This window comes from Pseudomonas sp. 382 (assembly GCF_002759075.1).
GTDB lineage: Bacteria > Pseudomonadota > Gammaproteobacteria > Pseudomonadales > Pseudomonadaceae > Aquipseudomonas > Aquipseudomonas vlassakiae.
Map to the genome: position 1 here is coordinate 1 of NZ_PEMX01000047.1, position 26,562 is coordinate 26,562.

The 26,562-nt window shown below is 62.9% G+C and carries 26 protein-coding genes and 1 pseudogene; 10 read left to right on the forward strand and 17 right to left on the reverse strand.

Features of this window, described 5'->3' with window-relative positions:
- Positions 1 to 187: 187 nt before the first annotated feature.
- The 3 genes from CQW31_RS28385 to CQW31_RS28395 all read right to left on the reverse strand — a co-directional run bounded on the left by CQW31_RS28385 (position 188) and on the right by CQW31_RS28395 (position 3,445).
- The gene (locus CQW31_RS28385) at positions 188 to 781 is read right to left on the reverse strand and encodes a tRNA-uridine aminocarboxypropyltransferase (protein WP_099815962.1); all 594 of its coding nucleotides are present in this window, start codon (positions 779 to 781) and stop codon (positions 188 to 190) included.
- A 72-nt stretch (positions 782 to 853) separates the two neighbouring features.
- A complete protein-coding gene (locus CQW31_RS28390) occupies positions 854 to 2,419 on the reverse strand; it encodes a PAS domain-containing methyl-accepting chemotaxis protein (RefSeq protein ID WP_099815963.1) in 1,566 nt (521 codons plus the stop codon).
- A 132-nt stretch (positions 2,420 to 2,551) separates the two neighbouring features.
- Complete coding sequence (locus CQW31_RS28395; protein WP_054885669.1) at positions 2,552 to 3,445, reverse strand: LysR family transcriptional regulator; 894 nt, start codon at positions 3,443 to 3,445, stop codon at positions 2,552 to 2,554.
- A 223-nt stretch (positions 3,446 to 3,668) separates the two neighbouring features.
- Here CQW31_RS28395 and speB point away from each other — a divergent pair, with 223 nt between their 5' ends.
- Both speB and CQW31_RS28405 read left to right on the forward strand, forming a co-directional pair.
- A complete protein-coding gene (gene speB / locus CQW31_RS28400; protein ID WP_054885670.1) occupies positions 3,669 to 4,619 on the forward strand; it encodes an agmatinase in 951 nt (316 codons plus the stop codon).
- Positions 4,620 to 4,879: 260 nt separating this feature from the next.
- Positions 4,880 to 6,259 (forward strand): sodium:solute symporter, encoded by a 1,380-nt coding sequence (locus CQW31_RS28405; RefSeq protein WP_054885671.1) that lies wholly within the window; start codon positions 4,880 to 4,882, stop codon positions 6,257 to 6,259.
- 118 nt (positions 6,260 to 6,377) lie between these two features.
- On the opposite strand, the gene CQW31_RS31985 is transcribed toward CQW31_RS28405, so the two are convergent.
- A complete protein-coding gene (locus CQW31_RS31985; RefSeq protein ID WP_256215799.1) occupies positions 6,378 to 6,506 on the reverse strand; it encodes a PA1414 family protein in 129 nt (42 codons plus the stop codon).
- 125 nt (positions 6,507 to 6,631) lie between these two features.
- Positions 6,632 to 7,525: a LysR family transcriptional regulator gene (locus CQW31_RS28410; RefSeq protein ID WP_099815964.1), complete on the reverse strand. Its 894-nt coding sequence runs from the start codon at positions 7,523 to 7,525 to the stop codon at positions 6,632 to 6,634.
- 106 nt (positions 7,526 to 7,631) lie between these two features.
- Here CQW31_RS28410 and CQW31_RS28415 point away from each other — a divergent pair, with 106 nt between their 5' ends.
- On the forward strand, positions 7,632 to 8,801 hold the full coding sequence (locus CQW31_RS28415) for an MFS transporter (protein ID WP_099815965.1): 1,170 nt from the start codon (positions 7,632 to 7,634) through the stop codon (positions 8,799 to 8,801).
- 102 nt (positions 8,802 to 8,903) lie between these two features.
- On the opposite strand, the gene CQW31_RS28420 is transcribed toward CQW31_RS28415, so the two are convergent.
- The 4 genes from CQW31_RS28420 to CQW31_RS28435 all read right to left on the reverse strand — a co-directional run bounded on the left by CQW31_RS28420 (position 8,904) and on the right by CQW31_RS28435 (position 11,130).
- Entirely contained in the window at positions 8,904 to 9,830 is a 927-nt protein-coding gene (locus tag CQW31_RS28420; protein ID WP_099815966.1) for a DMT family transporter, read from the reverse strand.
- Positions 9,831 to 9,936: 106 nt separating this feature from the next.
- Positions 9,937 to 10,332, reverse strand: a complete 396-nt coding sequence (locus CQW31_RS28425; protein ID WP_054885674.1) for a hypothetical protein — start codon at positions 10,330 to 10,332, stop codon at positions 9,937 to 9,939.
- Positions 10,333 to 10,619: 287 nt separating this feature from the next.
- Entirely contained in the window at positions 10,620 to 10,874 is a 255-nt protein-coding gene (locus CQW31_RS28430) for a BrnA antitoxin family protein (RefSeq protein ID WP_054885675.1), read from the reverse strand.
- On the reverse strand, positions 10,852 to 11,130 hold the full coding sequence (locus CQW31_RS28435) for a BrnT family toxin (protein ID WP_054885676.1): 279 nt from the start codon (positions 11,128 to 11,130) through the stop codon (positions 10,852 to 10,854). The genes CQW31_RS28430 and CQW31_RS28435 overlap by 23 nt, the downstream gene beginning before the upstream one ends.
- A gap of 289 nt (positions 11,131 to 11,419) precedes the next feature.
- Here CQW31_RS28435 and CQW31_RS28440 point away from each other — a divergent pair, with 289 nt between their 5' ends.
- Positions 11,420 to 11,692 (forward strand): hypothetical protein, encoded by a 273-nt coding sequence (locus tag CQW31_RS28440; protein ID WP_054885677.1) that lies wholly within the window; start codon positions 11,420 to 11,422, stop codon positions 11,690 to 11,692.
- Positions 11,693 to 11,760: 68 nt separating this feature from the next.
- Here the strand turns inward: CQW31_RS28440 and CQW31_RS28445 are convergent, their stop codons facing one another.
- Positions 11,761 to 13,122 carry a DEAD/DEAH box helicase gene (locus tag CQW31_RS28445; protein ID WP_099815967.1) on the reverse strand — a complete coding sequence of 454 codons (1,362 nt, stop codon included), beginning with the start codon at positions 13,120 to 13,122 and terminating at the stop codon, positions 11,761 to 11,763.
- A gap of 106 nt (positions 13,123 to 13,228) precedes the next feature.
- Between CQW31_RS28445 and CQW31_RS28450 the strand changes: the two genes are divergently transcribed.
- The gene (locus tag CQW31_RS28450) at positions 13,229 to 14,530 is read left to right on the forward strand and encodes a mechanosensitive ion channel family protein (protein ID WP_099815968.1); all 1,302 of its coding nucleotides are present in this window, start codon (positions 13,229 to 13,231) and stop codon (positions 14,528 to 14,530) included.
- 54 nt (positions 14,531 to 14,584) lie between these two features.
- Here CQW31_RS28450 and CQW31_RS28455 read toward each other — a convergent pair whose 3' ends face one another.
- The 5 genes from CQW31_RS28455 to CQW31_RS28480 form a co-directional block, all read right to left on the reverse strand.
- Positions 14,585 to 15,946, reverse strand: a complete 1,362-nt coding sequence (locus CQW31_RS28455; protein WP_054885680.1) for a cytosine permease — start codon at positions 15,944 to 15,946, stop codon at positions 14,585 to 14,587.
- 215 nt (positions 15,947 to 16,161) lie between these two features.
- Positions 16,162 to 17,097: an AEC family transporter gene (locus tag CQW31_RS28460; RefSeq protein ID WP_099815969.1), complete on the reverse strand. Its 936-nt coding sequence runs from the start codon at positions 17,095 to 17,097 to the stop codon at positions 16,162 to 16,164.
- Position 17,098: 1 nt separating this feature from the next.
- Entirely contained in the window at positions 17,099 to 17,974 is an 876-nt protein-coding gene (locus tag CQW31_RS28465; RefSeq protein ID WP_099815970.1) for a carboxylate/amino acid/amine transporter, read from the reverse strand.
- 282 nt (positions 17,975 to 18,256) lie between these two features.
- Positions 18,257 to 18,856 carry an FMN-dependent NADH-azoreductase gene (locus CQW31_RS28475; protein ID WP_054885683.1) on the reverse strand — a complete coding sequence of 200 codons (600 nt, stop codon included), beginning with the start codon at positions 18,854 to 18,856 and terminating at the stop codon, positions 18,257 to 18,259.
- Between the two features lie 110 nt (positions 18,857 to 18,966).
- Positions 18,967 to 19,281, reverse strand: coding sequence for a 3-phosphoglycerate kinase (locus CQW31_RS28480; protein WP_099815972.1), 315 nt, complete (start codon positions 19,279 to 19,281; stop codon positions 18,967 to 18,969).
- A gap of 48 nt (positions 19,282 to 19,329) precedes the next feature.
- Here CQW31_RS28480 and CQW31_RS28485 point away from each other — a divergent pair, with 48 nt between their 5' ends.
- The 4 genes from CQW31_RS28485 (at position 19,330) to CQW31_RS28500 (ending at position 23,525) form a co-directional block, all read left to right on the forward strand.
- Positions 19,330 to 20,253, forward strand: a complete 924-nt coding sequence (locus CQW31_RS28485; RefSeq protein WP_027918709.1) for a LysR family transcriptional regulator — start codon at positions 19,330 to 19,332, stop codon at positions 20,251 to 20,253.
- A gap of 13 nt (positions 20,254 to 20,266) precedes the next feature.
- Entirely contained in the window at positions 20,267 to 21,079 is an 813-nt protein-coding gene (locus CQW31_RS28490; RefSeq protein WP_054885685.1) for an alpha/beta fold hydrolase, read from the forward strand.
- On the forward strand, positions 21,073 to 21,630 hold the full coding sequence (locus CQW31_RS28495; RefSeq protein ID WP_054885686.1) for a peptidylprolyl isomerase: 558 nt from the start codon (positions 21,073 to 21,075) through the stop codon (positions 21,628 to 21,630). The genes CQW31_RS28490 and CQW31_RS28495 overlap by 7 nt, the downstream gene beginning before the upstream one ends.
- A 62-nt stretch (positions 21,631 to 21,692) precedes the next feature.
- On the forward strand, positions 21,693 to 23,525 hold the full coding sequence (locus tag CQW31_RS28500) for an ABC transporter ATP-binding protein (protein ID WP_099815973.1): 1,833 nt from the start codon (positions 21,693 to 21,695) through the stop codon (positions 23,523 to 23,525).
- Between the two features lie 123 nt (positions 23,526 to 23,648).
- Here the strand turns inward: CQW31_RS28500 and CQW31_RS28505 are convergent, their stop codons facing one another.
- Positions 23,649 to 24,776 carry a GNAT family N-acetyltransferase gene (locus CQW31_RS28505; protein WP_054885729.1) on the reverse strand — a complete coding sequence of 376 codons (1,128 nt, stop codon included), beginning with the start codon at positions 24,774 to 24,776 and terminating at the stop codon, positions 23,649 to 23,651.
- Positions 24,777 to 25,037: 261 nt separating this feature from the next.
- Here CQW31_RS28505 and CQW31_RS28510 point away from each other — a divergent pair, with 261 nt between their 5' ends.
- Positions 25,038 to 26,282 (forward strand): putative porin, encoded by a 1,245-nt coding sequence (locus CQW31_RS28510; protein ID WP_099815974.1) that lies wholly within the window; start codon positions 25,038 to 25,040, stop codon positions 26,280 to 26,282.
- Positions 26,283 to 26,455: 173 nt separating this feature from the next.
- Here CQW31_RS28510 and CQW31_RS31875 read toward each other — a convergent pair.
- A pseudogene (locus CQW31_RS31875) lies at positions 26,456 to 26,562 on the reverse strand (IS110 family transposase); the annotation flags it as partial.

Below are 26,562 nucleotides of genomic sequence, written 5' to 3' on the forward strand. Positions count from 1 at the left end.
CTACCGTACGGAAACCGTTGCTGCCATCCAAATAGGCAGTGATTGCTGTGAGCTTGAACTGCTCAGTGTACTTGGCCATGAATCCCCCAAGGGTTGGATTGGTGTCCAACTTCTTGGGGGCAGTCCATACTGTGGGAGCGGGCATGCCCGCGAACAGGCCGGCACAGAAAAAGCATGACCTCAACCCTCACCCATGATTACGGGCAAATGTCTCGGCGCCCATGGCCTTGATCTGCCCTTCGATCAACGCCTCGAACGGCCGCAACAGGTCATCGAAATTCACGGGTTGTTCCAGCACGTTCAACGCCTGCACCACCGCCTCGAGGGTCGACACCGCCCCCGGCTCCGGTGCCTTGCGCAGGCGGTAGCGTGAAGGCGCCACCTCGGTCAAGGTCACGCGAGGCAGCGCGTCGAGCAGCGGATTCAGGTACAGCAGCTTGCGTGCCTTGCGCCAGGTGCCGTCGGGGACGATCAGCATCAATGGCCTGTCGTCCGTTTCGCCGTAGGCCGTCAGCGCTTGCGCCTGTTCGCCCGGAAACAGCAGCACAGGCCGATAGCCTGGGCTGGCCAACAGCTCGCCAAGGTCAGTGAACACTTCGCCGACCCGCAGTTCGGCATTGACCAGGCCCAGGGCGGCCAGGCGGGCGGTGTTCAAGGCGTGGGCGGTTTCACTGGGGTGCTGCAGCAGGACCACGCGGGTGCGGCTTTCCAGGCTGGGGATCAGTGGGCAAAGGCAATGGTCGAGCGGGCGCTGGCAGCGTTCGCAGCGGGGTCTGGGCATGGGGGTCTCCGTTGGCGGAGGGATTTTGCCACAGGCTGGAAGTTTGGGCCCGCTTTGCGGGCCCCAAAGCCTTCAGCGGTTGAACCGCTCTGCCAGGCTATGCAGATACTCGGCCATCCGTTCCAGGTCCTGACTGATCTCGGCCCCCTGTTTGGCCTGCCCCGCCGACTGGTCGCACAGTTGGGCAATGCGCACGATCTGTTGATTGATATCCTCGGCCACATGGCTCTGCTGTTCCGACGCCGTGGCCATCTGCTGGCTCATGCCGGTAATGCGGCTGACCGCCTGGGCAATGCCTGCCAGCGCCGTTTGCACCGCCTCGACACTTTGCACACTGTCGCGCGAGATCTGCTCGCCGCGGCTGGCAGTGCTCACTGCACGCTCGGCGCCAGCACGCAGCGAGGCGATGATCTGATGGATTTCGTCGGTGGAAGCACGTGTGCGCTGCGCCAGCGAACGCACCTCGTCGGCGACCACGGCAAAGCCCCTGCCCTGCTCGCCGGCGCGGGCTGCCTCGATCGCGGCGTTGAGCGCCAGCAGGTTGGTCTGCTCGGCAATCGAAGTGATCACATCGACCACACTGCCGATCGACTGGGTCTGCTCGGCCAGGGCGTTGACCGCCTGACCGATATCACTGACCGCCTCGTTCATGCTGCCCATGGCCTTCAGGCTCTGCTGCGCCAGCTCGCTGCCGTGCTGGGCCAGCTGGTCGGCGTCACCGGCAGCATGGGCCGTGCTTTGCACGTTGTGGGTGACCTCCTGGATGGTCGCGGCCATCTGGGCGATGGCCGTGGCCGACTGGTCGGTCTCGCTGCGCTGGCGGTCGAGCATCTGCGCCTGGGCATCGGACAGGTCGGCCGACTGAGCGGCCCGCGACTTGACCCCCACACCGGCGTCCACCAGGCGAGTAAGCGCGGTTTGCAGGCGCGCTTCTTCGCTGATGATGGCCAGGTCGAGCTGGCCCAGCAGGCCAGGATTGTCACTGTAGGTCAGGGCCACCAGGGGGCTGGTGAACGCCTTCGGGTGCTCCGCAAGCGTGCGGCGGATCGTTCGGCCTTGCTGGCGCTCGATCAGGTACCAGGCCACCAGCAAGCTGGTCATCAGCACGCCCAGCGCCAGATATGGCGCCAGCCAGAGGTAGCCGGCAGCCGACAGCAGGCCGGCGCCGATCAACGGCCCGCCGTGGGCCACGCCACGCGCCAACCGGGCTGCCCAGGGCGCCGGCGACTTGCCCGCGCGCAGCCGCGCGTACAGGGCTTCGGCACGGCGGATCTGCTCGCGGGTCGGCACCGAACGCACCGACTCGTAGCCACTGATGCGACCATTTTCGTAGATCGCCGTGACATAGGCGCTGACCCAATAGTGATCGCCGTTCTTGGCGCGGTTCTTGACCACCCCCATCCAGGGTTTGCCTTGCTTGATGGTCTCCCACATGTGGCCGAATACGGCGGGGGGCATGTCAGGATGACGCACCAGGTTATGTGGCTGGCCAACCAGTTCGTCGTAGGTAAAACCGCTGATCGCGACGAAGGCGTCATTGCAGTAGGTGATGCGGCTATTGAGGTCCGTGGTGGAGATCAGGCGCTGCTCGTGGGGAAAGGTTCTTTCGTGCTCAGTGACGGGCAAGTTCATGCGCATCTTGAACGGTCCTTCGAAGAGGGGGTATTGAGGGTGCAGCGCAACTAAATATCTAGCAGAGCGTGGAGGGGTTAGCGGCTAATTTGAAAATTTATTTAGCGCACTCAGTCGGATTGTCCTACGAAACATCCTTCAACCGACATTCAACTGGCTCTTGAGCAAGTCCCGGAATGTTTGAATCAGCGGCTCACGACTACGCCCCCTGCGCACGATCAGCGAGAATGGGGCCTGATACCCGAAAGTAGCTGGCGATAACACCCTCAGGTCGCCCTTGTCGACCCAAGCCTGGGCGTAGTGCTCGGGCAGGTAGCCGATGTAGGCGCCCGAGAGAATCAGGATCAGCTGCGCCTCCATGCTTTCCACCGTCGCCGCACTGTGCTTGAACCCGTGCCGGGCCAGTTCGGCCTGGCTCCAGTAGCCACGCCCCACCATGCGCTGCTGCGTCACCACCTGCTCGGGGATGCGCCGCTCGGCGAACAACGGGTGCCGGCTACTGCAATACAACCAATGCTGCTCGCGGTATAGCGGCAGATAAAGCAAGCCGCTCATGCGTGAAGAAAACGCACCAATGGCCAGGTCCAGACGATTGTCCTGCACACCGAGTTGCAATTCGTAGGGGCTGGACACCGACAGGTGCAGGTGGACCGCCGGGTGTTCCTGGCTATAGGCCCCGATGGCCTCGGCCAAGGGCAGCGCCTGGTCGCCAACGGTGGAGTCGATCACTCCCAGGTTGAGAGTGCCGCGCAGCTCGCCCTTGAGCGCTGCGGCGTACTGTTCGAAACCGTCCAGCTCGGCCAGCAGGCGCAGGGTCTCCTGATGGAACAGCTCGCCCTTGCTGGTCAGGCTGAAGCCGCCCCGGCCACGGTGGCACAGCACGATCCCCAGGGCGCCTTCGAGCTGGCTCATGTAGGTACTGATGGCCGAGGTCGACAGGTTGAGTTCGCGCTGGGCATTGGCGAACCCCTGGTGGCGCACCACGCTGACGAAAATGCGCAGCAGTTTCAGGTCGGGCAAGGTCGAGGCCATGGGCAACGGTTCCGCAGGGTATTTGCGCGCAGTCTAACCGCTCCTGTGCTCGATAGTTCAGAAATTCCTGAAGTAAGTATTTGCCGGTAGCGATTTTTCTCACGCACTACCTTGCGCAGACTTGGCCGAAATGGCCCTGCCCGCCGGCATATACGAAGCTGAAAGGCGTGCGGCGGCACAGGTTCGAACAAACAGAACAATCGACCGACTGATGAGGCCCACCGTGGACAAAGTTCTCCACCAACCACTGGGCGGCAACGAAATGCCGCGTTTCGGCGGCATCGCCACCATGCTCCGTCTCCCCCACCTGCAAAGCGCCGAAGGCCTTGACGCCGCGTTCATCGGCGTACCACTGGACATCGGTACCTCGCTGCGCTCCGGCACCCGTTTCGGCCCGCGGCAGATCCGCGCCGAATCGGTGATGATCCGCCCGTACAACATGGCCACCGGTGCCGCTCCGTTCGACTCGCTGTCGGTGGCCGACATCGGTGACGTGGCGATCAACACGTTCAACCTGCTCGACGCCGTGCGCATCATCGAACAGGCCTACGACGAGATCGTCGAACACAACGTCATCCCGTTGACCCTGGGGGGCGACCACACCATCACCCTGCCGATCCTGCGCGCCCTGCACAAAAAGCACGGCAAGATCGGCCTGGTGCACATCGATGCCCACGCCGACGTCAACGACCACATGTTTGGCGAGAAGATCGCCCACGGCACCACCTTCCGCCGCGCCGTGGAAGAAGGCCTGCTCGATTGCGACCGCGTGGTGCAGATCGGCCTGCGCGCCCAGGGCTATACCGCCGACGACTTCAACTGGAGCCGCCGCCAGGGCTTCCGCGTGGTGCAGGCCGAAGAGTGCTGGCACAAGTCGCTGGAACCGCTGATGGCCGAAGTGCGCGAAAAGGTCGGCGGTGGCCCGGTGTACCTCTCGTTCGACATCGACGGCATCGACCCGGCCTGGGCCCCTGGCACCGGCACCCCGGAAATCGGCGGCTTGACCACCATCCAGGCGATGGAGATCATTCGCGGCTGCCACGGCCTGGACCTGATCGGCTGTGACCTGGTCGAAGTCTCCCCGCCTTACGACACCACCGGCAACACCTCGCTGCTTGGCGCCAACCTGCTGTTCGAGATGCTCTGCGTACTGCCGGGCGTCGTGCGTCGCTGACCGCCGGCATTTGCAACACCCTTGTAGGAGCGGCCTTGTGTCGCGAAAGGGCCGCAAAGCGGCCCCCGGATTTGGCGGCACCGCATAGATTGCCGGGGCCGCTGCGCGGCCCTTTCGCGACGCAAGGCCGCTCCTACAGACCCGGCAGGAGCCATGAGGGAGGGCCATAGAGGCCCGCCAACACAAGACAAGACCGCCGGGCGCCGTGAACCCGCCTTGCGGTCGATCTCGCCATAATAAAGATAATCGGGAGACCCCCAATGGCCTTGGACATCATTGTTGTAATGATCTATACCGTCGGCATGCTCGGGCTGGGCTGGTATGGCATGCGGCGCGCTAAAACCCACGAAGACTACCTCGTGGCCGGGCGCAACCTCGGCCCGACCCTGTACATGGGCACCATGGCCACCACCGTGCTCGGCGGCGCCTCCACCGTCGGCACCGTGCGCCTGGGCTACGTCCATGGCATCTCTGGCTTCTGGCTGTGTGCCGCCCTGGGCCTGGGCATCATCGCCCTCAACCTGTTCCTGGCCAAACCGTTGCTGCGCCTGAAGATCTTCACCGTCACCCAGGTGCTGGAACGACGCTACAACCCCATGGCCCGCCAGGCCAGCGCGGCGATCATGCTGGCCTATGCGCTGATGATCGGCGTCACCTCGACCCTGGCCATGGCAACCGTGCTGCAAGTGCTGCTCGACCTGCCCTTCTGGGCGTCGCTGCTGCTCGGCGGCGGTGTGGTGGTGATCTATTCGACCATCGGTGGCATGTGGTCGCTGACCCTGACCGACATCGTCCAGTTCGTGATCAAGACCGTTGGCCTGATGTTCATCCTGCTGCCGATCTGCCTGTACAAGGCCGGTGGCTGGGATACCCTGGTGGCCAAGCTGCCGGCGGCCAGCTTCAGCTGGACCACCATCGGCTGGGACACCATCATCACCTACTTCCTGATCTACTTCTTCGGCATCCTGATTGGCCAGGACATCTGGCAGCGGGTATTCACTGCCCGTGACGAAAAGGTCTGCCAGCGCGCCGGCACCACCGCCGGTGTGTACTGCGTGCTGTACGGCCTGGCTTGCGCCCTGATCGGCATGTCCGCCCATGTGCTGATGCCGGACCTGGCCAACCCGAACAACGCCTTTGCCGAGATGATCAAGGGCCAGTTGCCGGAAGGCATTCGTGGCCTGCTGATGGCAGCCGCCCTGGCGGCCATGATGTCGACCGCCAGTGCCGGCTTGCTGGCAGCCTCGACCACCTTGACCGAAGACCTGCTGCCCAAGCTGCGTGGCGGCAAGCAGTCGAGCCTGGGCGTCAGCCGCCTGTTCACCCTGATTACCGGCCTGGTGGTGCTGGGCATCGCCATGGCGGTGAACGATGTGATCAGCGCCCTGACCCTGGCCTACAACCTGCTGGTCGGCGGCATGCTGATCCCGCTGATCGGGGCGATCTTCTGGAAGCGTGCAACCACTGCAGGCGCCATTGCCAGCATGTCGCTGGGCTTCGCCACCGCATTGTTCTTCATGTTCAAGGACGGGCTGGATGCCAACACGCCGATCTACTACAGCCTGGCGGTTGGCCTGGTGAGCTTCGTGCTGGTGAGCGTGCTGTCGCGCAAGCCGCTGGGTGAAGTGAAGCTGGCCTGATTTGCCAGTCTGTACTGGCCTCTTCGCGGGTGAACCCGCGAAGGTCCGCAGCACATAACTCAAATGCAGCACAAACAAAAAGGCCGCAGCATCGGACAGAGCTGCGGCCTTTCGCAGTTCAGCGACGACGCGGCTGGCGCTTGCGCTGCTCTTCATCAGTCGGGATCGGCACCGGCTGCAAAGGTGGTGGAATCAGCCCCAAGGCGACGGCCAGGTCGTGGAGCCAGTTGAACATTTGGTTTTTCATAATGCCCCCTTGACGGGTCAGCCTCACGGCAAATTCAATCCTGCGATGTTTCATACAGATCATAGTCCGATGTCCTGTACTACGCATGCTCTTGTTCCTACAGATATGGGCTAGATTGACGCGGATCAAGCGGAAACGGCGCATTCCGACGACTGGTTAATCGTTTCGGTTTGTTGCAGATCGATCCAGGCCTGCAAATTCGCCCCGCGCATGCCCTGGCGCCACATCAACCAGGTTTCTGCGTGATCGAAGGGTGAATGCAACCGATGCGCGCTGACTCGATCACGCCCAGGCAGGCTGTCGAGCATCGATTGCGCCATCAAGGCCACGCCCGCACCCGCAATCACGCAGGCCAGCATGCTCTGGTACGACTCGATTTCCATCACCCGCCCCATCGGCGTATGGTCATGGGCATACCAGGCCTCCAGGCGCATACGGTAGGAACAGCCCTGGCGGAAGGTGAACACCGCCTTGCCGGCCACGTCCCTGGCACTGCGCACCGCCGGGTGTTCCGGGCTGGTGATCAAGACCAGCACTTCATCGCACAGCGGCACACCATCAAGCCCGGCCAGGCTTGGCGGGCCGTCCACCAGTGCGGCATCCAGGCGATGGCTTAGCAGGCCTTCAAGCAGATCGCCGCTGGGGGCTGCCTGTACCTGCAGGTTCACCGCCGGGTATTGCTGGTGATAGCGCGCCAACAACGCCGGCAAGTGGATGGCGGCAGTGCTGTACATGGTGCCCAGCACGAAATCGCCGGCCGGCTGGCCGCCTTGCACCGCCGCCACGGCTTCATCACGCAGCGCCGACAGACGGTTGGCATAATCCAGCAGCACCTTGCCAGCGGGCGACAGTTGCAAGCGCTGGCGTTCGCGCAGGAACAATTCCACCCCCAGTTGCTCTTCGAGCTGGCGCAGGCGCGTCGACAGGTTCGACGGCACCCGGTGCAGGCGCTCGGCGGCGCGGGTCACCGAACCTTCCTCGGCCACGGCCTGGAAGATGCGCAGTTGGCTGAACTCCATGACATTCTCCAAAACAGAACAACTTGATCATCATTATTCAATTTTATTGAAAGTCAATCCGCCCTAACCTGCCATCCATCGCATCGCTTCGCGCAGGAGAGTTCTCATGTCGCCGCTCGTTCAACTGCTGGCCAGCGCCGTGGCCCTGATGATGGCCATGGGCATCGGCCGCTTCGCCCTCACCCCGCAACTGCCGCAACTGATCGCCGAAGGGCAGTTCGACCTGACCGCCGCCGGGCTGGTGGCGGCAGCCAACTACCTGGGTTACTTCCTCGGCGCCGTGGACGCCATGTATGCCCGGCGGCCCAACCAGGTGAAACTGCGCCTGCATGGTGGCCTGTGGCTGTGCGTGCTGCTGACCCTGGCCTCGTGGGCGGCGGACGGTTTCTGGAGCCATCTGCTGCTGCGCTTCGGCACTGGCGTGGCCAGTGCCTGGGTACTGGTGATGATCACCAGCCTCAGCCAGCAAGTGGCCAATGCTCACAACCGCCAGCGCCTTGGGGCGCTGGTGTTCGCCGGGCCTGGGCTGGGCATCGCACTGACTGGTCTGCTGGCATTGGCTGCCCATCTGCTGGGGCTCGGTTCGGCGGCACTCTGGCTGATCTATGCCGTTGCGGCGCTGGTCATGCTCTTGGCCGTGCGCCCTTGGCTGCCTGGTGCCCTGCAAACGGCCGTGGTGCCCGCCGCCGCGCAACAAGGCCCGAACCGCAGCCTCGGTATCGGTCGCCTGGGCCTGGTCTATGCCCTGTACGGCGTGGGCTACATCCTGCCGGCCACCTTCCTGTCGCAGATGGCCAACCAGCAGTTTCGCGGCCACTGGATGGCCGACCTGTTCTGGCCGGCGTTCGGCCTGGCGGCGGCACTGGGTGTGGTGCTGGTGAGCCTGCGACGGGGACGCCGCACTTCGGCCTGGCTGACGGTCACCTTGTGGTTGCAAGGGTTGGGGGTACTAGCCTGCCTGATGGGAGGTGGCGTTGGCCTGGCCTTGGGCGTGGTGCTGTGCGGCGGGCCTTTCCTGGCGTGCATGCAGCTGGTGATGCAACGCTCGCGGGAACTGGCTCCGCACGCCACACAGCGCAATGCCGGGCTACTGACCGCGTGCTTTGCCCTGGGGCAGTTGAGTGGGCCGTTGCTGGCGGCGTTGAGCAACCACTACAGCGGAAGTTTGCAGCCGGCGCTGGTGCTGGCTGCGATGGGCCTGGGGGTCGCGGGCGTACTGGTGCTGACCGGTGGCCGCAGCCTTCAAGATTGCCCGGCGGCGACTCGGGTAGCCTGAACTTTCAAGGCTTGCAGTACCGGCCCTTTCGCGGGCACGCCCGCTCCCACAGGATCACTGTGGGAGCGGGCGTGCCCGCGAAAGGGCCGGTACTGGCAACCTTCACCCCACAAACTTACGCAGTTGCTGCTTCACCCAAGGCTCGGCACTCACGAGGATCACCCCCAGCAGTACCATGACCGCCCCAAGCACAAAATTCAGACTCAACGGCTCACCCAACAGCACCACGCCGAAGGTTACGCCGAACAATGGGGTGATGAACGAAAACACCGCCAGGTTGGAAGCCAGGTACTTGCGCAACAACCAGAACCAGGTCAGGTAACTGACAAACGACACCACGATCCCCTGGAACAGTACGCTGCCCACCGCCAGCGGCGTGAATGTCACATCGCCAATTTGCCCGCTGACCAGGGCGATCAGCAGCAAACCGGCAAAGCCCACCGCCAGTTGGTAGAACAAGGTCAGAGTCGCGGGTGCTTCCGAAAGGCGCGAGCCACGTACCACCACCGTGGTCGCGCCCCAGGCCAGCCCGGCAAGTACGCCAAAGGCGTCTCCCAACAGCATCCGCCCATCCATTTCGGCGAACGACATGCCGCCGGCAAATGCCATCGCGATGCCGGCAAAGGCCAATAGAATCCCCAGCCACTGCAACAACCGCAGCCGCTCACTGGGCAGCATGAAGTGCAGGCCCAGCGCAGTGAACACGGGGGCGGTATAGAGGAACACCGACATGTGCGCTGCGGAGGTCAGCTTCAGGCCCTCGGCGATGAACAGGAACTCCAGGCCGAACAGCCCACCGGCCACGAGCCCCGCCCGCCAGGTGCTGCCCACCTGTTCCCAGCCACCGCGCCAGCAGATCATCAGCCCCACCAGCACCGCAGCGATGCAGTTACGCAGCGCAGCCTGCATCACCGGCGCGATGTCCACCGCCGCCGTCTTGATCAGCACCTGCTGGCAGCCCCAGATCAGGCACAGGCCCAGCATCACCTGGAAGGCAAAGGCGTCGGGGTTCTTGCGGGCCGCGCTCATGGGCGGGCCTTTTGGGTGGTCGAGGGCATCGGCAAGGGCTCGGCAGTGGTCAAGGAATACCGATTATCGGGTTTCCCTGCCCGCCCTTGCCAGCCTCAAAGCGACCTCAAGCGATCTGTGCCTTGGCCGAAACGTGCTCGAAGGTGGTTTCATCCAGCGCATCTTCTTGTTCATCCAGCACTTGGCGCGGGTGCTCGAAGCCGGGGATGCTGCTGTCGATCAGGCTGAGCAAGCGCGAACCACGCTCGGTGAGCACGAAGTTCTCGCCATTGCCGCCGTCTTCCGGAGGCCGAGTCTCTATGAAACCGCGCTCGAACAGTAGCTTCTCGTATTCGCACGCACGGGTCTTCAAATGGTCCAGGTCACCCACCGGCTGGCCCTTGGCGGCCAGCGCCGCAGCGTGCTGCTCGGCATAGGGGCGTGGCGTGAAGCTGTGACCGGCGCCGTTCTGCACTTCGTGCAGCAAACGCTCGATCAGGTCCCAGTCGTAGGTGCTGCTCATGGAGATGGCCTCCTGCTGTGGACGAAGGGGGTACACAGGTTGGGACCTGTTGGCAGGCGGGAGTGTTCCAAAAGTTATCCAGACACGAACGTTGCCGAATTGGACTACGGCTAAATCCGCAACTGGAACAGGCTGAAACAAGGTGGCTCACATCGTGTATCAGGTGGCAAAAGGTAGAAACTATTTGCTGTCGACATGGCTGCCAAACCACATCTGGCCCATTAATGCATCACCTCCCCTTCGGCACTGTTCATGGAGAAGGGGCGGACGTAACCATTGCGTACCTATCAGCGCTGGCGTTGTTGCGCCTGCATGTATTGGCGCAGCAGCTGGTTGATCCGGGTCTGATATCCGGCTCCCTGCTCCTTGAACCAGGCAAGAACATCAGAATCCAGGCGTATGGTAACCGTCTGCTTGGCTGGAACGCGCAATTCGGCTTCACGGAAAAAGTCTTCTCCCAGTTCGGGGATATCAGAGGTGTCGATGTCCCTGTCACTCTGTTGAGCCAAGCGACTCCAATCAGTTTTCGATGTTTTGGTCATAATTTTTGGCCTCCCATCTGGTGGCTTTTCGCGCAGAGATGATTCGAATGACATCACCCTGCCTTTCCGTGTAGACGACAACGCCTATCAGGCACTTCAACCAGCCAAGGCTGACCCAGCGCTCCTCATCGTGGCCCGGACAATCATCCCGGCGAATCAGCATCGGGTGATTGAACATATCCGGTACATCGCAGAAATCGATGCCGTGTTTGCGGATGTTGATCTGGTTCTTTGCTTCGTCCCACTCAAAGAACATGGGACGCTCCGTATTTACATCTGTACATACGATACCTCCTGTTTGATGGCGAGACTAGAGGGCAATTGCTCGCCCTTCAATAGCGCCAGGAGGCTTTGGGAAAAGGACTACAGCATGAAGCGGAAGCTGCCTGAACAAGTGCCTGGCGAGGCTCCGCTACGACTTCAAACTGGGGCCCAGGGGGATCGCGGTACTAGTACTTCGGGGTTGTAGCCGTCGGTCGTTGGGGCTGAACCAACTCGCCGGCACGCGCCTCCACCGGGCAACACCACCGCCGGAGGTAGAAAGGATGAAACCGCTGCTGCGCATCGCCTGTGCCACCGCCCTGTGCTGCGCCCTGCCCGCCTGGGCCTGCACGCCGGAAGAGGCAACTCAGAAACGGGAGGAGCTGGCCGGACTGGTCAGTCAGCTGACCGAGCAGAACCCGCAGAAGGCCAAGGAGATCAATGACGAACTGCAGGGGATGGAGCTGGGGACGGCGAGCAAGGATTTGCCCGACAAGTGCCAGTTGATCGACAAGCGGATCAAGGAGCTGAAACAGGCGGAGAAAAAGGCTGAATAAGTATTGGCCTGTGCTGGCCTCTTCGCGATCCGACTTGCCCGCGAAGAGGCCAGCACCGCTATTGAGCCTTACTCAGCTGCCGGCTTGCGCTTCTTCAGCGGTGCCAGGCCATCGGCGCTGGCCAGCGGTGCATTCGGCCGTGGCTTGGCGGTCGGCTTGCGCTTGGCAGCGGCTTTCTTCTCGCCAGTCTTCTTGTCGACCTTCTTCTTCTTGGCACCCGCCGCCTTGCCCGAGGCCTTGACCTTCTTCGGCCCGCTGTAGGTGCCTTTGACTTCCTTGATCACCCGGCGCTCGAACTGCTGCTTGAGGTAGCGCTCGATGCTGGACATCAGGTTCCAGTCATTGTGGGTGATCAGCGAGATCGCCAGGCCCTCGCCACCGGCACGGCCGGTACGGCCCACACGGTGCACGTACTCGTCACCGCTGCGCGGCATGTCGAAGTTGATCACCAGGTCCAGGCCGTCGATGTCCAGGCCACGGGCCGCCACGTCGGTGGCCACCAGTACCTTGGAGCTGCCCTGCTTGAAGCGCTCGATGGCCAGCTTGCGGTCCTTCTGGTCCTTCTCGCCGTGCAGCACGAAGGCCTTCACGTCCTTGGCCACCAGGTGACCATAGATGCGGTCGGCCAGGGCGCGGGTGTTGGTGAAGATGATCGCCTTGTCGAAGGTCTCGTTGGCCAGCAGCCACTGCACGATCTGCTCTTTATGCTGGTCGTGGTCGGCGGTGATGATCTGCTGGCGGGTGCCCTCTGCCAGCTGCGAGACGCTGTTGAGCATCAGGTGCTCAGGGTTTTTCAGGACCTTGCCGATAATGTCGCGCAGGGCCGCGCCGCCGGTAGTGGCGGAGAACAGCAGGGTCTGCTCGCGGTTCTCGCACTCCTTGCAAAGGCGCTCCATGTCTTCGGCGAAGCCCATGTCGAGCATGCGGTCGGCTTCGTCGAGGATCATCACTTGCACGTGGGACAGGTCGAGGTTGCCGGCGTTGAGGTGCTCGAGCAGGCGGCCCGGGGTGCCGATCAGCACGTCCGGCACCTTGCGCAGCATGGCGGCCTGCTCCTTGAAGTCTTCACCGCCAGTGACCAGGCCGGCCTTGATATAGGTGAACTGCGAGAACAGCTGCACTTGCTTGAGGGTCTGCTGGGCCAGCTCGCGGGTCGGCAGCAGGATCAGCGAGCGGATCTCGACGCGCCCGCCTTTCAGGTCGACCAGGCGGTTGAGCAGCGGCAGGACGAATGCCGCGGTCTTGCCGCTGCCGGTCTGCGCGGTCACGCGCAGGTCGCGCCCTTGCAGGGCCAGGGGGATGGCCGCGGCCTGCACCGGGGTTGGCTCGACAAATTTAAGCTCGGCCACGGCTTTAAGCAGGCGTTCATGCAGGGCGAATTGGGAGAACACGGAGGTAACCTCAGGCAAGTGCGGGAAATTCAGTTGCATAGGGTAACGTTTTCTGCCGCCTTAGCCGAATTTCTTTTGGCAACTTCGTCGGCTTCCGCGCTCTAATGGCGCTTCGTTTTGCTGCAATAGACCGGTTTACAAGCTCATGGACATCCAACGCATCTGGCGTGACAGCCTCGACCTGTGGGGCACCCTCGATCAACATCCGCTGCTTCACGCCTCTATCGGCCTGGCCGTACTGCTACTGGTTTCACTGGTGCTCGGGCGCCTGGCACGCTTCCTGGTGCTGCACGGCGCTCGCCTGCTGGCCCGGCAGACGGCACTCAAGTGGCTCGACGACCTGCGCCACAACAAAGTCTTCCATCGCCTGGCCCAGACCACCCCGTCACTGGTCATCCAGTTCGGCCTGAAACTGGTACCGGAGCTGTCCGACACCGCCCAGCACTTCCTCGGCAACCTTGCCCTGGCCTTCACCCTGCTGTTCATGACCATGGCGCTGTCGTGCCTGCTCGATGCCCTGCTGGACATCTACGCCCGCACCGAACACGCCCGCACCCGCTCGATCAAGGGCTACGTGCAGCTGGCCAAGATGATGCTGTGGATCTTCGCCTCGATCGTCATCGTCGCCACCCTGATCGACCGCTCGCCGCTGTTGCTGCTGTCTGGCCTGGGTGCGATGTCGGCGGTGCTGCTGTTGGTGTACAAGGACACGCTGCTGTCGTTCGTCGCCAGCGTGCAACTGACCAGCAACGACATGCTGCACGTGGGCGACTGGATCGAGATGCCACAGGTCGGTGCCGATGGCGATGTCGTGGATATCACCCTGCACACGGTCAAGGTGCAGAACTTCGACAAGACCATCGTCTCGATCCCGACCTGGCGCTTGATGAGCGAGTCGTTCCGCAACTACCGCGGCATGCAGCAGTCCGGTGGCCGGCGCATCAAGCGCAGCCTGTTCATCGATGCCGCAGGTGTGCGCTTCCTGACCCCGGACGAAGAACAGCGCCTGAGCCAGGTGAGCCTGCTGAGTGACTACCTGGCCGGCAAGCGCCAGGAACTGCTGGCCTGGAACGAAGCGCTGGGGCCGGTAGCGGAGCTGTCGGCCAACCGCCGCAGGCTGACCAACATCGGCACCTTCCGCGCCTTTGCCCTGGCCTACCTGAAGAAGCACCCCAACGTGCACCCGAACATGACCTGCATGGTGCGGCAGATGCAGACCACCGCCGAAGGCGTGCCGCTGGAGATCTACTGCTTTACCACCACCACGGTGTGGGCCGATTACGAGCGGATCCAGGGGGATATCTTCGATTACCTGCTGGCGGTGTTGCCGGAATTTGGCCTGAGCTTGTATCAGCAGCCGAGTGGCAATGACATGCGCGTGGGGCTGGCGGGGCGAGCGGCATCCGAGCCGATGCCGCGCCGCCTTGAAGAAATGAACGAGGCTTGAGATGGCCGGGGGCTGCGTTGCAGCCCCTTGACGCCTCAACGGCGAGTCAGAGGCCTAGCTTGCCAGAAGCGGCCTGCTTTCCCGGGCGTTTACCATGCAGTACAGCGCACCAGCCAGGATCAAGCCCATCGCCCAACTGATATCCGCCCCCAGCCACTCGGCCACGAAGCCCGTGTAGAACGACAGCTTCATGAACGGGATGGTCCCGATGATCGATACGGCATACACCGCCAGGCTTCGACGATTGAAGCAGCCATAACGCCCCTTGGCGTCGTACAACGCCCCCACGTCATACTGGCCCCGGCACACCCAGTAGTAATCCACCAGGTTGATCGCGCTCCAGGGGATCAACAGGTACAGCTGGCCGATCAGGATGTCGGCGAAGAACGTATCGAAATTGTGTTGGGTCGCGATGGCAATCAGCGTTGCCGCAGCAGTCAGGCCCGCCATCACCAGTGCCTTGGCTGTCGCAGTCACGCGCCTGATGGTCTTGAAGGCACCGAAGATCGTGACCGAGGACATGTAGGCGCTGTAGAGGCACAAGACGTTGTACTGGATCACCCCCAGCGCAATCACGGCCAGTGCCAACGGCGCCCACGGGCCAAACAGCCCGGCAATGGCCGTCGCAGGGTCATGCCCCAGTGCCGAGGGTAATTGCACAGCCACCAGCGCGCCCAACGCCATCATGGCGAACGAGCCCAGCGCGCAACCGCAATAGGTGGCCCAGAACGTGGCACGCGGGTTGACGTTGGCCGGCAGGTAGCGCGAATAATCCGCCACATAGGGGCCATAGCCCAACGTCCAGGACGCGGCCTGGGCCACGATCAGGTTGAAGGCGGTGAATGAAAAACCGGTCGTCACTGCCGTCGTGCCTGTGGTGTCGCCGGGGTGCAGCAGGATCAGCACCAGGGCGCCGGCAAACACCAGTGTCGACAGCAGGCTCATCCACGCCCCGAGGCGGTGGATCAGTTCGTACCCGACAAAGCCGATGACGAAGGTCAGCACACCGACGACCACGATGGCCTGGTCGTCGCTCATCGGCACCAGTGCCTGCACGGCATTGCGCATCAGCACGCCACTGGCGGCGAGAAACAGTACGGCGGCCGTGACCATCACCAGCAAAGGCAGCGCCGCGCCATGGACACCGAACTGGGCCCGGCTCTGGATCATCTGTGGCACGCCCAGGTGCGGCCCCTGGGCAGAGTGCGCGGCCATGAACACGGTGCCGATCAGGTTGCCGACCAACAGGGCCAGCAAGGTCCAGGCAAAGCTCAGCCCCGAGGCAACGCCCAGGGTACCGACCATCAGTGCGGTTATCTGGAAGTTGGAGCTGAACCAGATGGTGAACAATCGTTTGGGCGTGCCATAACGCTCAGCGTGTGGGACGAATTCGATACTTCGCGTTTCTAGCTTCACGCCGGTCTCCCGATTTTTATTTTCATGATTATCGGGTAGGCGCCGGCCGGGCTTGAGTTTATTAACGAACGCGTCTTAGCTGGCAGCGCCATGCCTTGCTTGATAACGTCAGGCTATCCAATGGCCCGTGCTGGTTCCAGATGAGCAAACTGGCTTGAGAGAGTCGGGGCTGCTTTACAGCCCATTCGCGGGTTAACCCGCGAAGAGGCCGGCAGCTAACCCGCATAGCCCAGCAGGTACAGCAGCCCGGTCAGAGTTATCAGGGAAGCCACGGTCGACAACAGGATCGTCCGCGAAATCAGCCCCGCCTCGCGGTTGTAGTACTCCGCCAGCATGAACGGCCCGGTACCGGTCGGCAGCGCCGCCAGCAGCACCGCCGACGCCGCCCACATGGTCGGCAGGCTGAACACCTTGAACGCCAATACCCAGGTCAACGCCGGCTGACCAATCAGTTTCAGCGCCACCAGCGGCCACGGGCTTGCCTGCGAACCGGTGCGTTTCTCAGCCAGAAATGCCCCCAGCGAGATCAACGCGCAAGGTGTGGTCGCCAAGGCCAGCATGTCGAGAAAATGCATCACCGGCTCGGCCAGCCCCAGACCGCTCATGGCCCACCCTGCCCCCGCCAGCGGCGAGATCACCAGCGGATTCTTCGCCAGCGCCTTGCTCACCAGCAAAATGGCGCGGCCGATCTGCCGCTCCTCCTGCAGGCCGATCTCGATCAGCGTCAGGGAAATCGCGAACACCAGGCACACCACGATCAATGACGAGATCAGCGCCGGCTGCAGCCCCGGCTGGCCGAACAGCAGCAGGCACAGCGGGATGCCGATGTAGCCGGTATTGGCATAACCGGCACTGAGCCCGTCGATGCTCGCCGCCACCAGGCCGTGGCCGCTGTAAAGGCGCCAGGCCAGGGTCACGACGAACATCGCCAGCGCGCCGGCGCCGAAGGCGACGATGAACCCCGGGTGCCAGATCTCGCTCCAGGTTGCCGTGGCGGTGACCTTGAACAGCAACGCCGGCAGGCACAGCCAGACCACCATCTTGTTGATCTCGGCGGCGGCCTTGTCACCGAGTTTGTCTGTCTTGCGGCACAGGAAGCCGACCAGGATCAGGGCGAAGATCGGCGCGACGATGACCAAGACGGTGTGCATGTCAGGCCTTGCCGGTCGCTGGCGCCGTCATGCGGTTGCCCAAGCGGCTCAGCCATACCGATGCGAGGATGATCGCGCCACCGAGCAGCAGCCGGCCAAGCGGTTCGTCGCGGTTCCAGATCAGCAGGTTCAGTAACAGCCCCACCGGTACATGCAGGTTGTTCATCACCGCCAGCGTGGCGCCGGAGACCAGGCACGCGCCCTTGTTCCACCAGTACAGGCCCAGGGCCGTCGGGCACAGGCCGAGGAACAGCAGCACCGCCCATTGCACGCTGGTGCTCGGCAGGTGCTGGGCGTTGCCGAACAGCAGGAACGCCGGCAGCACCACGATCAGCGCGCCCAGGTAAAAGTAGCCGAAGCGCTTGTAATGCGGCAGGTCGCTGGGGTGGCGGGCGACCAGGTGGCGGTACATCACCTGGCCGGCAGCGTAGGTGAAGTTGGCCAGTTGCAGCAGCAGGAAGCCCATGAAGAAGTCGCCGCTGATGCTGTCGAAGCGGATCACCCCTGCCCCCGCCACCGCCACCAGGGCCGCGAGCAGCGCCCACGGGTTGAAGCGCCGGTTCAGGGCGTCTTCGATCAGGGTCACGTGTAGCGGCGTGAGGATGGTGAACAGCAGCACTTCGGGCACGCTCAGCACGCGGAAGCTCAGGTACAGGCAGACGTAGGTGATGCCGTATTGCAGCGCGCCGATCAGCAGCATCGAGCGCAGGAAACGCGGCTCGACCTGGCGCCAGCGGGTCAGCGGCAGGAATACCAGGCCCGCCAGCACGACGCGCGCGAGCACGGCGAAGTAGCTGTCGACGTGGCCGGCCAGGTATTCGCCGATCACGTTGAAGGAAAACGCCTGGATCAGCGCGACGATTATCAGGTAGCCCATGGTTGCCTCTCGTGGATCAAGGGCGCGACCTTAGCGGGTTGCGCCCTTTGTGTTCAACCATGAGGAATGTGGGGGCTGTACCGGCCTCTTCGCGGGCACGCCCGCTCCCACAGGGACTGCACAGGCCTTGAATGTTGTGCTGTGCCTGTGGGAGCGGGCGTGCCCGCGAAGAGGCCGGTACAGGCGATGCAAGAATCCCAGGCATAAAAAAGCCCGGCCATCAGGCCGGGCAGGTACACCCAAGGAGCAAAACAGGTGTCAGGGATGGGAATTCGTTGAGCCTCAGGCCACCGCAGCCAGCTTGGCCTTGGCCTGGTTCAGGCCTTTTTCGTGGAACTCGCCGCTCATGTTCAGGCCTTCGGCATGGATGAAGTCGACATCGTGGATACCGATGAAGGCCATCACCTGGCGCAGGTACGGTTCCTGATGGTCGCTGGTGGCGCCGGCATGGATACCGCCACGGGCAGTCAGGACAATGGCGCGTTTGCCGGTGAGCAGGCCTTGCGGGCCGGTCGGGGTGTACTTGAAGGTGATGCCGGCACGCAGCACGTGGTCCAGCCAGGCCTTGAGGGTGCTGGGGATGGTGAAGTTGTACATCGGTGCAGCCATCACCAGCACGTCGGCCGCCAGCACTTCATCGGTCAGCACGTTGGAGCGGGCCAGGGCTTCCAGTTCGGCAGCGCTGCGCTGTTCTTCAGGCTTCATCCAGCCACCAAGCAGGTTGGCATCCAGGTGCGGCACCGGGTTCAGCGCCAGGTCACGTACGGTGATCTCGTCGGCCGGGTGCGCCGCTTGCCACTGCTGGATGAAGTCACGGGTCAGTTGACGGGAAACGGAATCCTGCTGGCGAGCGCTGCTTTCGATGATCAGTACGCGGGACATGGGTGCCTCCATCGGCAAAAAACGGTTGCGATTCGATGGAGGTGAGATTAAGGCTTGACCTATCGATAAAAAAGCGTAAAAAGTGGGTGCAATCTATCGATTAATCAGTTTTATTGTGCAGTGCAGTCCAGCGCGATGCGCAGCTTGATGATCTGCCGATTGAATTTGGCGGTTACATCGACATGCTTGCCAGCCGGCACGTTGACCCGGCGCACTCGCGGCGCCTCAGGCCCATTGCGGAAGGTCACCTTGCAAGCCGCCGGTACTTGCCCATAGTTGTTCAGGGTAATGGAGCCGATGTCGTAAGCCGTGTCGTAGGTGGTGTAGTCCAGCTTGACCCCGGTCAGTTCCTTCTCCACATCGATGGGGTAAGCCATGACCCCGAGGGGCAGGCACATCAAAATTGCCGCACAACATTTCTTCATGGGGCGCTCTCCTTGAAAGAGCGCAGCTTAGGACAACAGGAGCCAAACATGAAAGCGCCGCGCGTGACCCTGGATCAGTGGCGGACCTTGCAGGCAGTGGTCGACCATGGCGGTTTTGCCCAGGCCGCCGAAGCCCTGCACCGCTCGCAGTCGTCGGTCAGCTACACCGTGGCGCGCATGCAGGAGCAACTGGGTGTGCCGCTGCTGCGCATTGATGGCCGCAAGGCGGTACTGACCGAGGCCGGCAACGTACTGCTGCGCCGTTCGCGGCACCTGGTCAAGCAGGCCAGCCAGCTGGAAGACCTGGCGCACCACATGGAGCAAGGCTGGGAAGCCGAAGTGCGCCTGGTGGTCGATGCCGCCTACCCCAGCGCCCGCCTGGTGCGCGCCCTGGCAGCGTTCATGCCGCAAAGCCGCGGTTGCCGGGTGCGCCTGCGTGAAGAAGTGCTGTCCGGCGTCGAGGAAGTCATGCACGAAGGCATCGCCGACCTTGCCATCAGCAGCTACAGCATTGGCGGCTACCTGGGCACTGAACTGAGTTCGGTGGAGTTCGTCGCCGTCGCCCACCCCGAACACAGCCTGCATCGCCTGGGCCGGGAGATCACCTTCCAGGATCTGGAAAGCCAGTTGCAGGTGGTGATCCGCGACTCCGGTCGCGCCCAGCCGCGCGACGTTGGCTGGCTCGGCGCCGAGCAGCGCTGGACAGTCGGCAGCCTGGGCACTGCCGCCACATTCGTCGGCAGCGGCCTGGGCTTTGCCTGGTTGCCGCGGCACATGATCGAGCGTGAACTGCACGACGGCGTGCTGAAGCCGCTGCCGCTCGATCAGGGTGGCAGCCGCCACCCACTGTTCTACCTTTATTCGAGCAAAGAGAAGACCCTGGGCCCGGCCACGCAGATTCTCATCGACCTGCTGCGTAACTTCGACACTGCGCCGCTGGACGTGCCCTTCGCAGCCCCCCCACAAGCCTGAGAGGACCGCGCCCATGGCCTATTTCGAACATGAAGGATGCTCGCTGCATTATCAGGAATATGGCCAGGGCGAGCCCTTGGTGCTGCTGCACGGCCTGGGCTCCAGCAGCCAGGACTGGGAACTGCAGGTGCCCGAGCTGAGCCGCCGCTACCGGGTGATCCTCATGGACATCCGCGGCCACGGCCGCTCCGACAAGCCACGCGACGGTTACCAGATCGCCACCTTCAGCGCAGACTTGCTGGCCCTGCTCGAGCACCTGCAGACTGGCCCGGTGCACTTCGTCGGGCTGTCCATGGGTGGCATGGTCGGGTTCCAGTTCGCCGTGGACCACCCGCAATGGCTGCGCAGCCTGTGCATCGTCAACAGTGCCCCCGAAGTCAAGCGCCGCACTCGCAGCGACTGGCTGTGGTGGCTCAAGCGCTGGGGCCTGGCGCGCATCCTCAGTGTCGAGACGGTCGGCCAAGGCCTGGCCGCACGCCTGTTCCCCAAGCCGGAGCAGGCCGAACTGCGCAAGAAGATGGCCGAACGCTGGGCACGCAACGACAAGCGAGCCTACCTCAAGAGCTTCGACGCCATCGTCGACTGGGGCGTGCAGGAACGCATCGGGCAGATCCACTGTCCCACGCTGGTGATTGCCGCCGACCACGATTACACCCCGATACACCTCAAGGAGCGCTACGTCGCCCTGATGCCCCACGCCAGGCTGGTGGTCATCGACGATTCCCGGCACGCTACACCCCTCGATCAACCCGAGGTCTTCAACCAGACCCTGCTGCAGTTCCTCGCAGCCGCTTCCACCTCTCAAGGATCATTGAGCCCATGCTGAAAAAACTCCTGCTCACCGCCTGCTCGGTCGCCTTCGCCACCAGCGTCATGGCTTCCGACAAGACCCCGCACGTACTGCTGGACACCAGCTTCGGCCAGGTTGAAATCGAGCTCAACGCCGAGAAGGCACCGATCAGTACCAAGAACTTCCTGCAGTACGTAGACAGCGGCTTCTACAACAACACCATCTTCCACCGCGTGATTCCGGGCTTCATGGTCCAGGGCGGCGGTTTTACCGAGCAGATGGTGCAGAAAGACACCAAGGACCCGATCAAGAACGAGGCCGGCAACGGCCTGCAGAACACGCGCGGCACCCTGGCCATGGCGCGCACGTCCAACCCGAACTCGGCCACCAGCCAGTTCTTCATCAACGTGGCCGACAACGACTTCCTCAACCCGGGCCGCGACGCCGGTTACGCCGTGTTCGGCAAAGTGACCAAGGGCATGGAGGTGGTCGACCAGATCGTCAACTCGCCAACGACCGTGAAGAAAGGCATGCGCGACGTGCCGACCGACCCGGTGTTCATCAAGTCCGCCAAACGCATCGACTGACCACAGGTTTCACAGGGACGTGAAACCTTCCGGGGTCGGGTAGCACAGGAGTCTTGTCACCCATGCTGTACCGCCGTTTCGAGCAACTGATCGATATCTTCCGCGACGCGCCCAGCGACTCGCCGCCCGGCAAGGTCTGGCCGTTCTACCTGTACTACCTGCGCCAGGTCTGGCCGAGCTTTCTCGCCCTGCTGGTGGTGGGCCTGTTCGCCTCGCTGATCGAGGTGGCGATGTTCAGCTACCTGAGCCGCATCATCGACCTGGCCCAGGGCACGCCCAACGCCAACTTCTTCAGCGAGCACAGCGGCGAACTGATCTGGATGCTGGTGGTGATCCTGCTGCTGCGGCCGGTTTTCTTCGGCTTGCACGACCTGCTGGTGCACCAGACCATCAACCCGGGCATGACCAGCCTGATCCGCTGGCAGAACCACACCTATGTGCTCAAGCAGAGCCTGAACTTCTTCCAGAGCGACTTTGCCGGGCGCATTGCCCAACGCATCATGCAGACCGGCAACTCGCTGCGCGACTCGGCCGTGCAGGCCGTGGATGCCCTATGGCATGTGCTGATCTACGCGGTGACCTCGCTGGTGCTGTTCGCCGAGGCCGACTGGCGCCTGATGCTGCCGCTGCTGGTATGGATCGTCGGTTACATCGCCGCGCTGTACTACTTCGTGCCGCGGGTGAAAGAGCGCTCGGTGATCTCTTCCGATGCACGTTCCAAGCTGATGGGGCGCATCGTCGATGGCTACACCAACATCGCCACCCTCAAGCTGTTCGCCCACACCGACTACGAACAGCAATACGCGCGCGAAGCGATCCGTGAACAGACTGAAAAAACCCAGTTGGCGGCGCGCGTGGTCACCAGCATGGACGTGGTCATCACCACCCTCAATGGCTTGCTGGTCGTCACCACCACCGGCCTGGCCCTGTGGCTGTGGAGCCAGTCGCTGATCACTGTGGGTGCCATCGCCCTGGCGACCGGCCTGGTGATCCGCATCGTCAACATGTCGGGCTGGATCATGTGGGTGGTCAACGGCATCTTCGAGAACATCGGCATGGTCCAGGATGGCCTGCAGACCATCGCCCAGCCGGTCACGGTGACCGACAAGCCCCAGGCGCCGCCACTCAAGGTCAGCCGCGGCGCGGTGCGCTTCGACGACGTCGACTTCCACTATGGCAAGGCAGCCAATGTGATCGAAGGGCTCAACCTGGACATCCGCCCGGGCGAGAAGATCGGCCTGATCGGCCCGTCCGGCGCCGGCAAGTCGACCTTGGTCAACCTGCTGCTGCGCCTGTACGACGTGCAGGGCGGGCGCATCCTCATCGACGGCCAGGACATCGCCGAGGTCAGCCAGGCCAGCCTGCGTGCCCAGATCGGCATGATCACCCAGGACACCTCGCTGCTGCACCGTTCGATCCGTGACAACCTGCTGTATGGCCGCCCCGGCGCCAGTGAAGCGGCGCTGCACGAAGCCGTGCGCCGGGCGCGGGCCGACGAGTTCATTCCGCAGTTGTCGGATGCCCAGGGCCGCACTGGCTTCGATGCCCATGTCGGTGAGCGTGGCGTGAAACTGTCAGGTGGCCAGCGCCAGCGCATCGCGATTGCCCGGGTACTGCTGAAGAATGCACCGATCCTGATCATGGACGAAGCCACTTCGGCGCTGGACTCGGAGGTCGAGGCGGCCATCCAGGAAAGCCTGGAGACGCTGATGCAAGGCAAGACGGTGATCGCCATCGCTCACCGGCTGTCGACCATCGCCCGGATGGACCGCCTGGTGGTGCTGGACAAAGGGCGCATCGTCGAGAGTGGCAGCCACAGTGAGCTGCTGGAACAGCGGGGGTTGTATGCCCGCTTGTGGCATCACCAGACCGGGGGCTTTGTCGGGGTCGACTGAGTCCTGTTCCGGCCTCTTCGCGGGCACGCCCGCTGCCACAGGTACTGCACAGATTTTGAGAGCTGTGGTGATCCTGCGGGAGCGGGCGTGCCCGCGAAGAGGCCAGCGCAGGCGGCAGAATTCTCAATCCTTACGAAATGGCAGCATCGCCCTGGCGTCCTCGGCGTACCCCCTTACCCCTTCCCGCTCTTGCTGCAGAAAATCCTCCACCGCCCGCCGCAACCCCGGGTGCAGCAGGTAATGCCACGAGCGTGTCAGCACCGGCTCGAACCCGCGAATCAGCTTGTGCTCACCCTGCGCCCCGGCATCAAAGCGCTGCAACCCTTCGGCAATCGCAAAGTCCATGCCCTGGTAGAAGCAGGTCTCGAAATGCAGCCGGTCGAACTCATCGAGGCAGCCCCAATAACGGCCGAACAGGCTGTCGCCGCCGACCAGGCTCAAGGCCATGGCCACATCACGCCCGCCCTGGCGCGCCATCACCACCCTTACCGCCTCGGGCATGCGTTCAGCCAGCAGGCTGAAGAACGCCCGGGTCAGATAGGGCGAACGCCCGCGCACCGCATAGGTATTGGCATAGCACAGGAACACAAAGTCCCACTGCGCCTCGTCCAGCTCGTCGCCGCGATACCAGCGAAAATCGATGCCCTGCCCCGCCACCTGCTCACGTTCCTTGCGCATCTGCTTGCGCTTGCGTGAGCTGAGGCTGTCGAGAAAATCCTGGAAATCGCGGTACCCGTGATTGCGCCAGTGAAACTGGCAGCCGAGGCGCTCCATCCAGCCCGGCAGGTCCGCCATCTGCGCATCCAGCTGTGGGTCGGTGAAATTGATGTGCGCCCCCGACAACCCGCCTTTGCCCAGATATTGCGGCAATGCCTGCAGCATCAGCAGGCCATCGGCAGCGTCGGCCGCCAGCAGGCGCGGGCCGCTGACCGGGCTGAACGGTACGGCACCGAGCAATTTGGGGTAGTAGGCGATGCCAGCACGCTCGCAGGCATCGGCCCAACCGTGGTCGAACACGTACTCGCCATACGAATGCCATTTGCGATAGGCCGGCAGCAGTGCACGCACCTGCCCGTCACGCTCCAGCACCAGGTGCTCGGCGGCCCAACCGGTGCTGCGGGCAACGCTGCCGCTGTCTTCCATGGCGCTGAGAAAGGCATGGCGCAGGAACGGTTGGCCAGGGGGTACCAAAGCATCCCAGGTCGCCGCTGGCAGGTCACGCAGGTGGGCAAGGCTGTAGAGACTGGTCACGTTTTCGACTCGCTGTGCAAGGCCATCAGTATCAGCCAACAGAGGCCCATCGCTCAAATCAGCATCGGCCCGTTTCGCCTTTCATTCTCAATTACTTAACAGCAGTGCCACTAATTGGACATTATTCTGTCATTCGCCCCCGCAATACTTGCGCCTGTTTTCCGGAACCCTAGAACCTGTCTAGTCAGGCCCTTTCCGAAGACATGCCAACATGGGGGTGGGCGCTGAGCCTCCCCGAATCTTTCAAGTAGGGAGAACCTTATGCGTCTTGTTTCTACACTTACCGGAGTGAGCCTCACCGGCATGATGCTGGCTCTGAGTACTCCGGCCAGTGCGGCCGTCGACGCCAAGCTGCTCGAAATGCTCCGCGCCAATGGCTCGATCAACCAGGCGCAGTACAACGAACTGCAGGGCGACCTGGCACAAGAAACCAAGGAAAAGGCCGACCAGAAAGCTCAGTCCGACCGTATGAGCTCTTTCGAACAAAAAGTGGCATGGGCCGCCAAGACCCAGATCAAAGGTGATGTACGCCTGCGTTACGAAGACGTCAACGTCGACAACCCGATCGCCCGCAGTGGCAACCAGGACCGTGAACGCGTCCGTGCCCGCGTCGGCTTCTACAGCGAGGTCAATCCGCAGGTCGACGCCGGTGTGCGCGTGGCCACCGGCAGCAGCGCCGATGCCCGCTCGACCAACCAGAGCCTGGACAACTACTTCGAGAAGAAATCGCTGTGGGTCGACCTGGCCTACCTCGACTGGCACCCGACTGCCGTCCCTAACCTGCACCTGATCGGCGGCAAGATGATGCAGCCGTGGGTGAGCATGGGCGACATCATCTGGGACAGCGATATCAACCCGGAAGGCGTGGCCGTCACTTACAAGACCAACGCCGGCCCGGCCGAAGTCTTCGGCAGCATCGGCCACTACAACCTGAAGGACAACGTCGACGGCGACGGCGTGCAGTACAAGCACGACGCACAGCTGTACGCTGCCCAGCTGGGGACCAAGTTCAACGCGGCTGACGCCGTCAAGGTCACTGTCGGTGCCAGTATCTATGGCTACGACAACGACAAGGCCTCGGCAGCCCTGGCCTCGCTGGGCAACACCACCAACGAGTTCCAGCTCGTGGAAGGCTTCGGCCAGCTCGATTTCACCGGCTTCGCCATCCCGCTGTCGGCTTACGGCCAGTACGTGAAGAACACCGAAAGCACCGATGGCAAGGACACTGCCTGGCTGGCTGGCCTGAAGTCCAAGATCGGCGCCTGGAGCCTGGACTACAACTACCGCGACGTCCAGCGTAACGGCGTAGTCAGCCTGTTCACCGACTCCGACTTCGGTAACGGCTTCACCGGTTCCCGTGGTCACAAGTTCAAGGTCGGTTATGAAATCGACAAGAACTTCGGCGTCGGTGCGGCCTACATGATGGCCAAGACCGACTACTCCAACCTGCCGAACAGCGACGCCGACGTAGACACCCTGCAGGTGGACCTGGAAGCCAAGTTCTAAGCTGCAGACTCCTCTGCTTCACTCTGAGGCGGGAAATGCCGACCCCATCCGGCGTTTCCCGCCTTTTTTTGCCTGCCAGAAATGCATCCGGCCCCTTCGCGGGCACGCCCGCTCCCACAGGTACACCACAGGCTTCAAGGGCTCTGATGCACCTGTGGGAGATTCTATGGTTTTCAGCAAGCCAGTTTCCCACCTTTGGTGACGTATTCGTCCTGATTTTTCATCAGGGCGAATGCCACCCGCGCGAGCTTTCTAGCTAGGATTACCAGAGCTTGAGTTG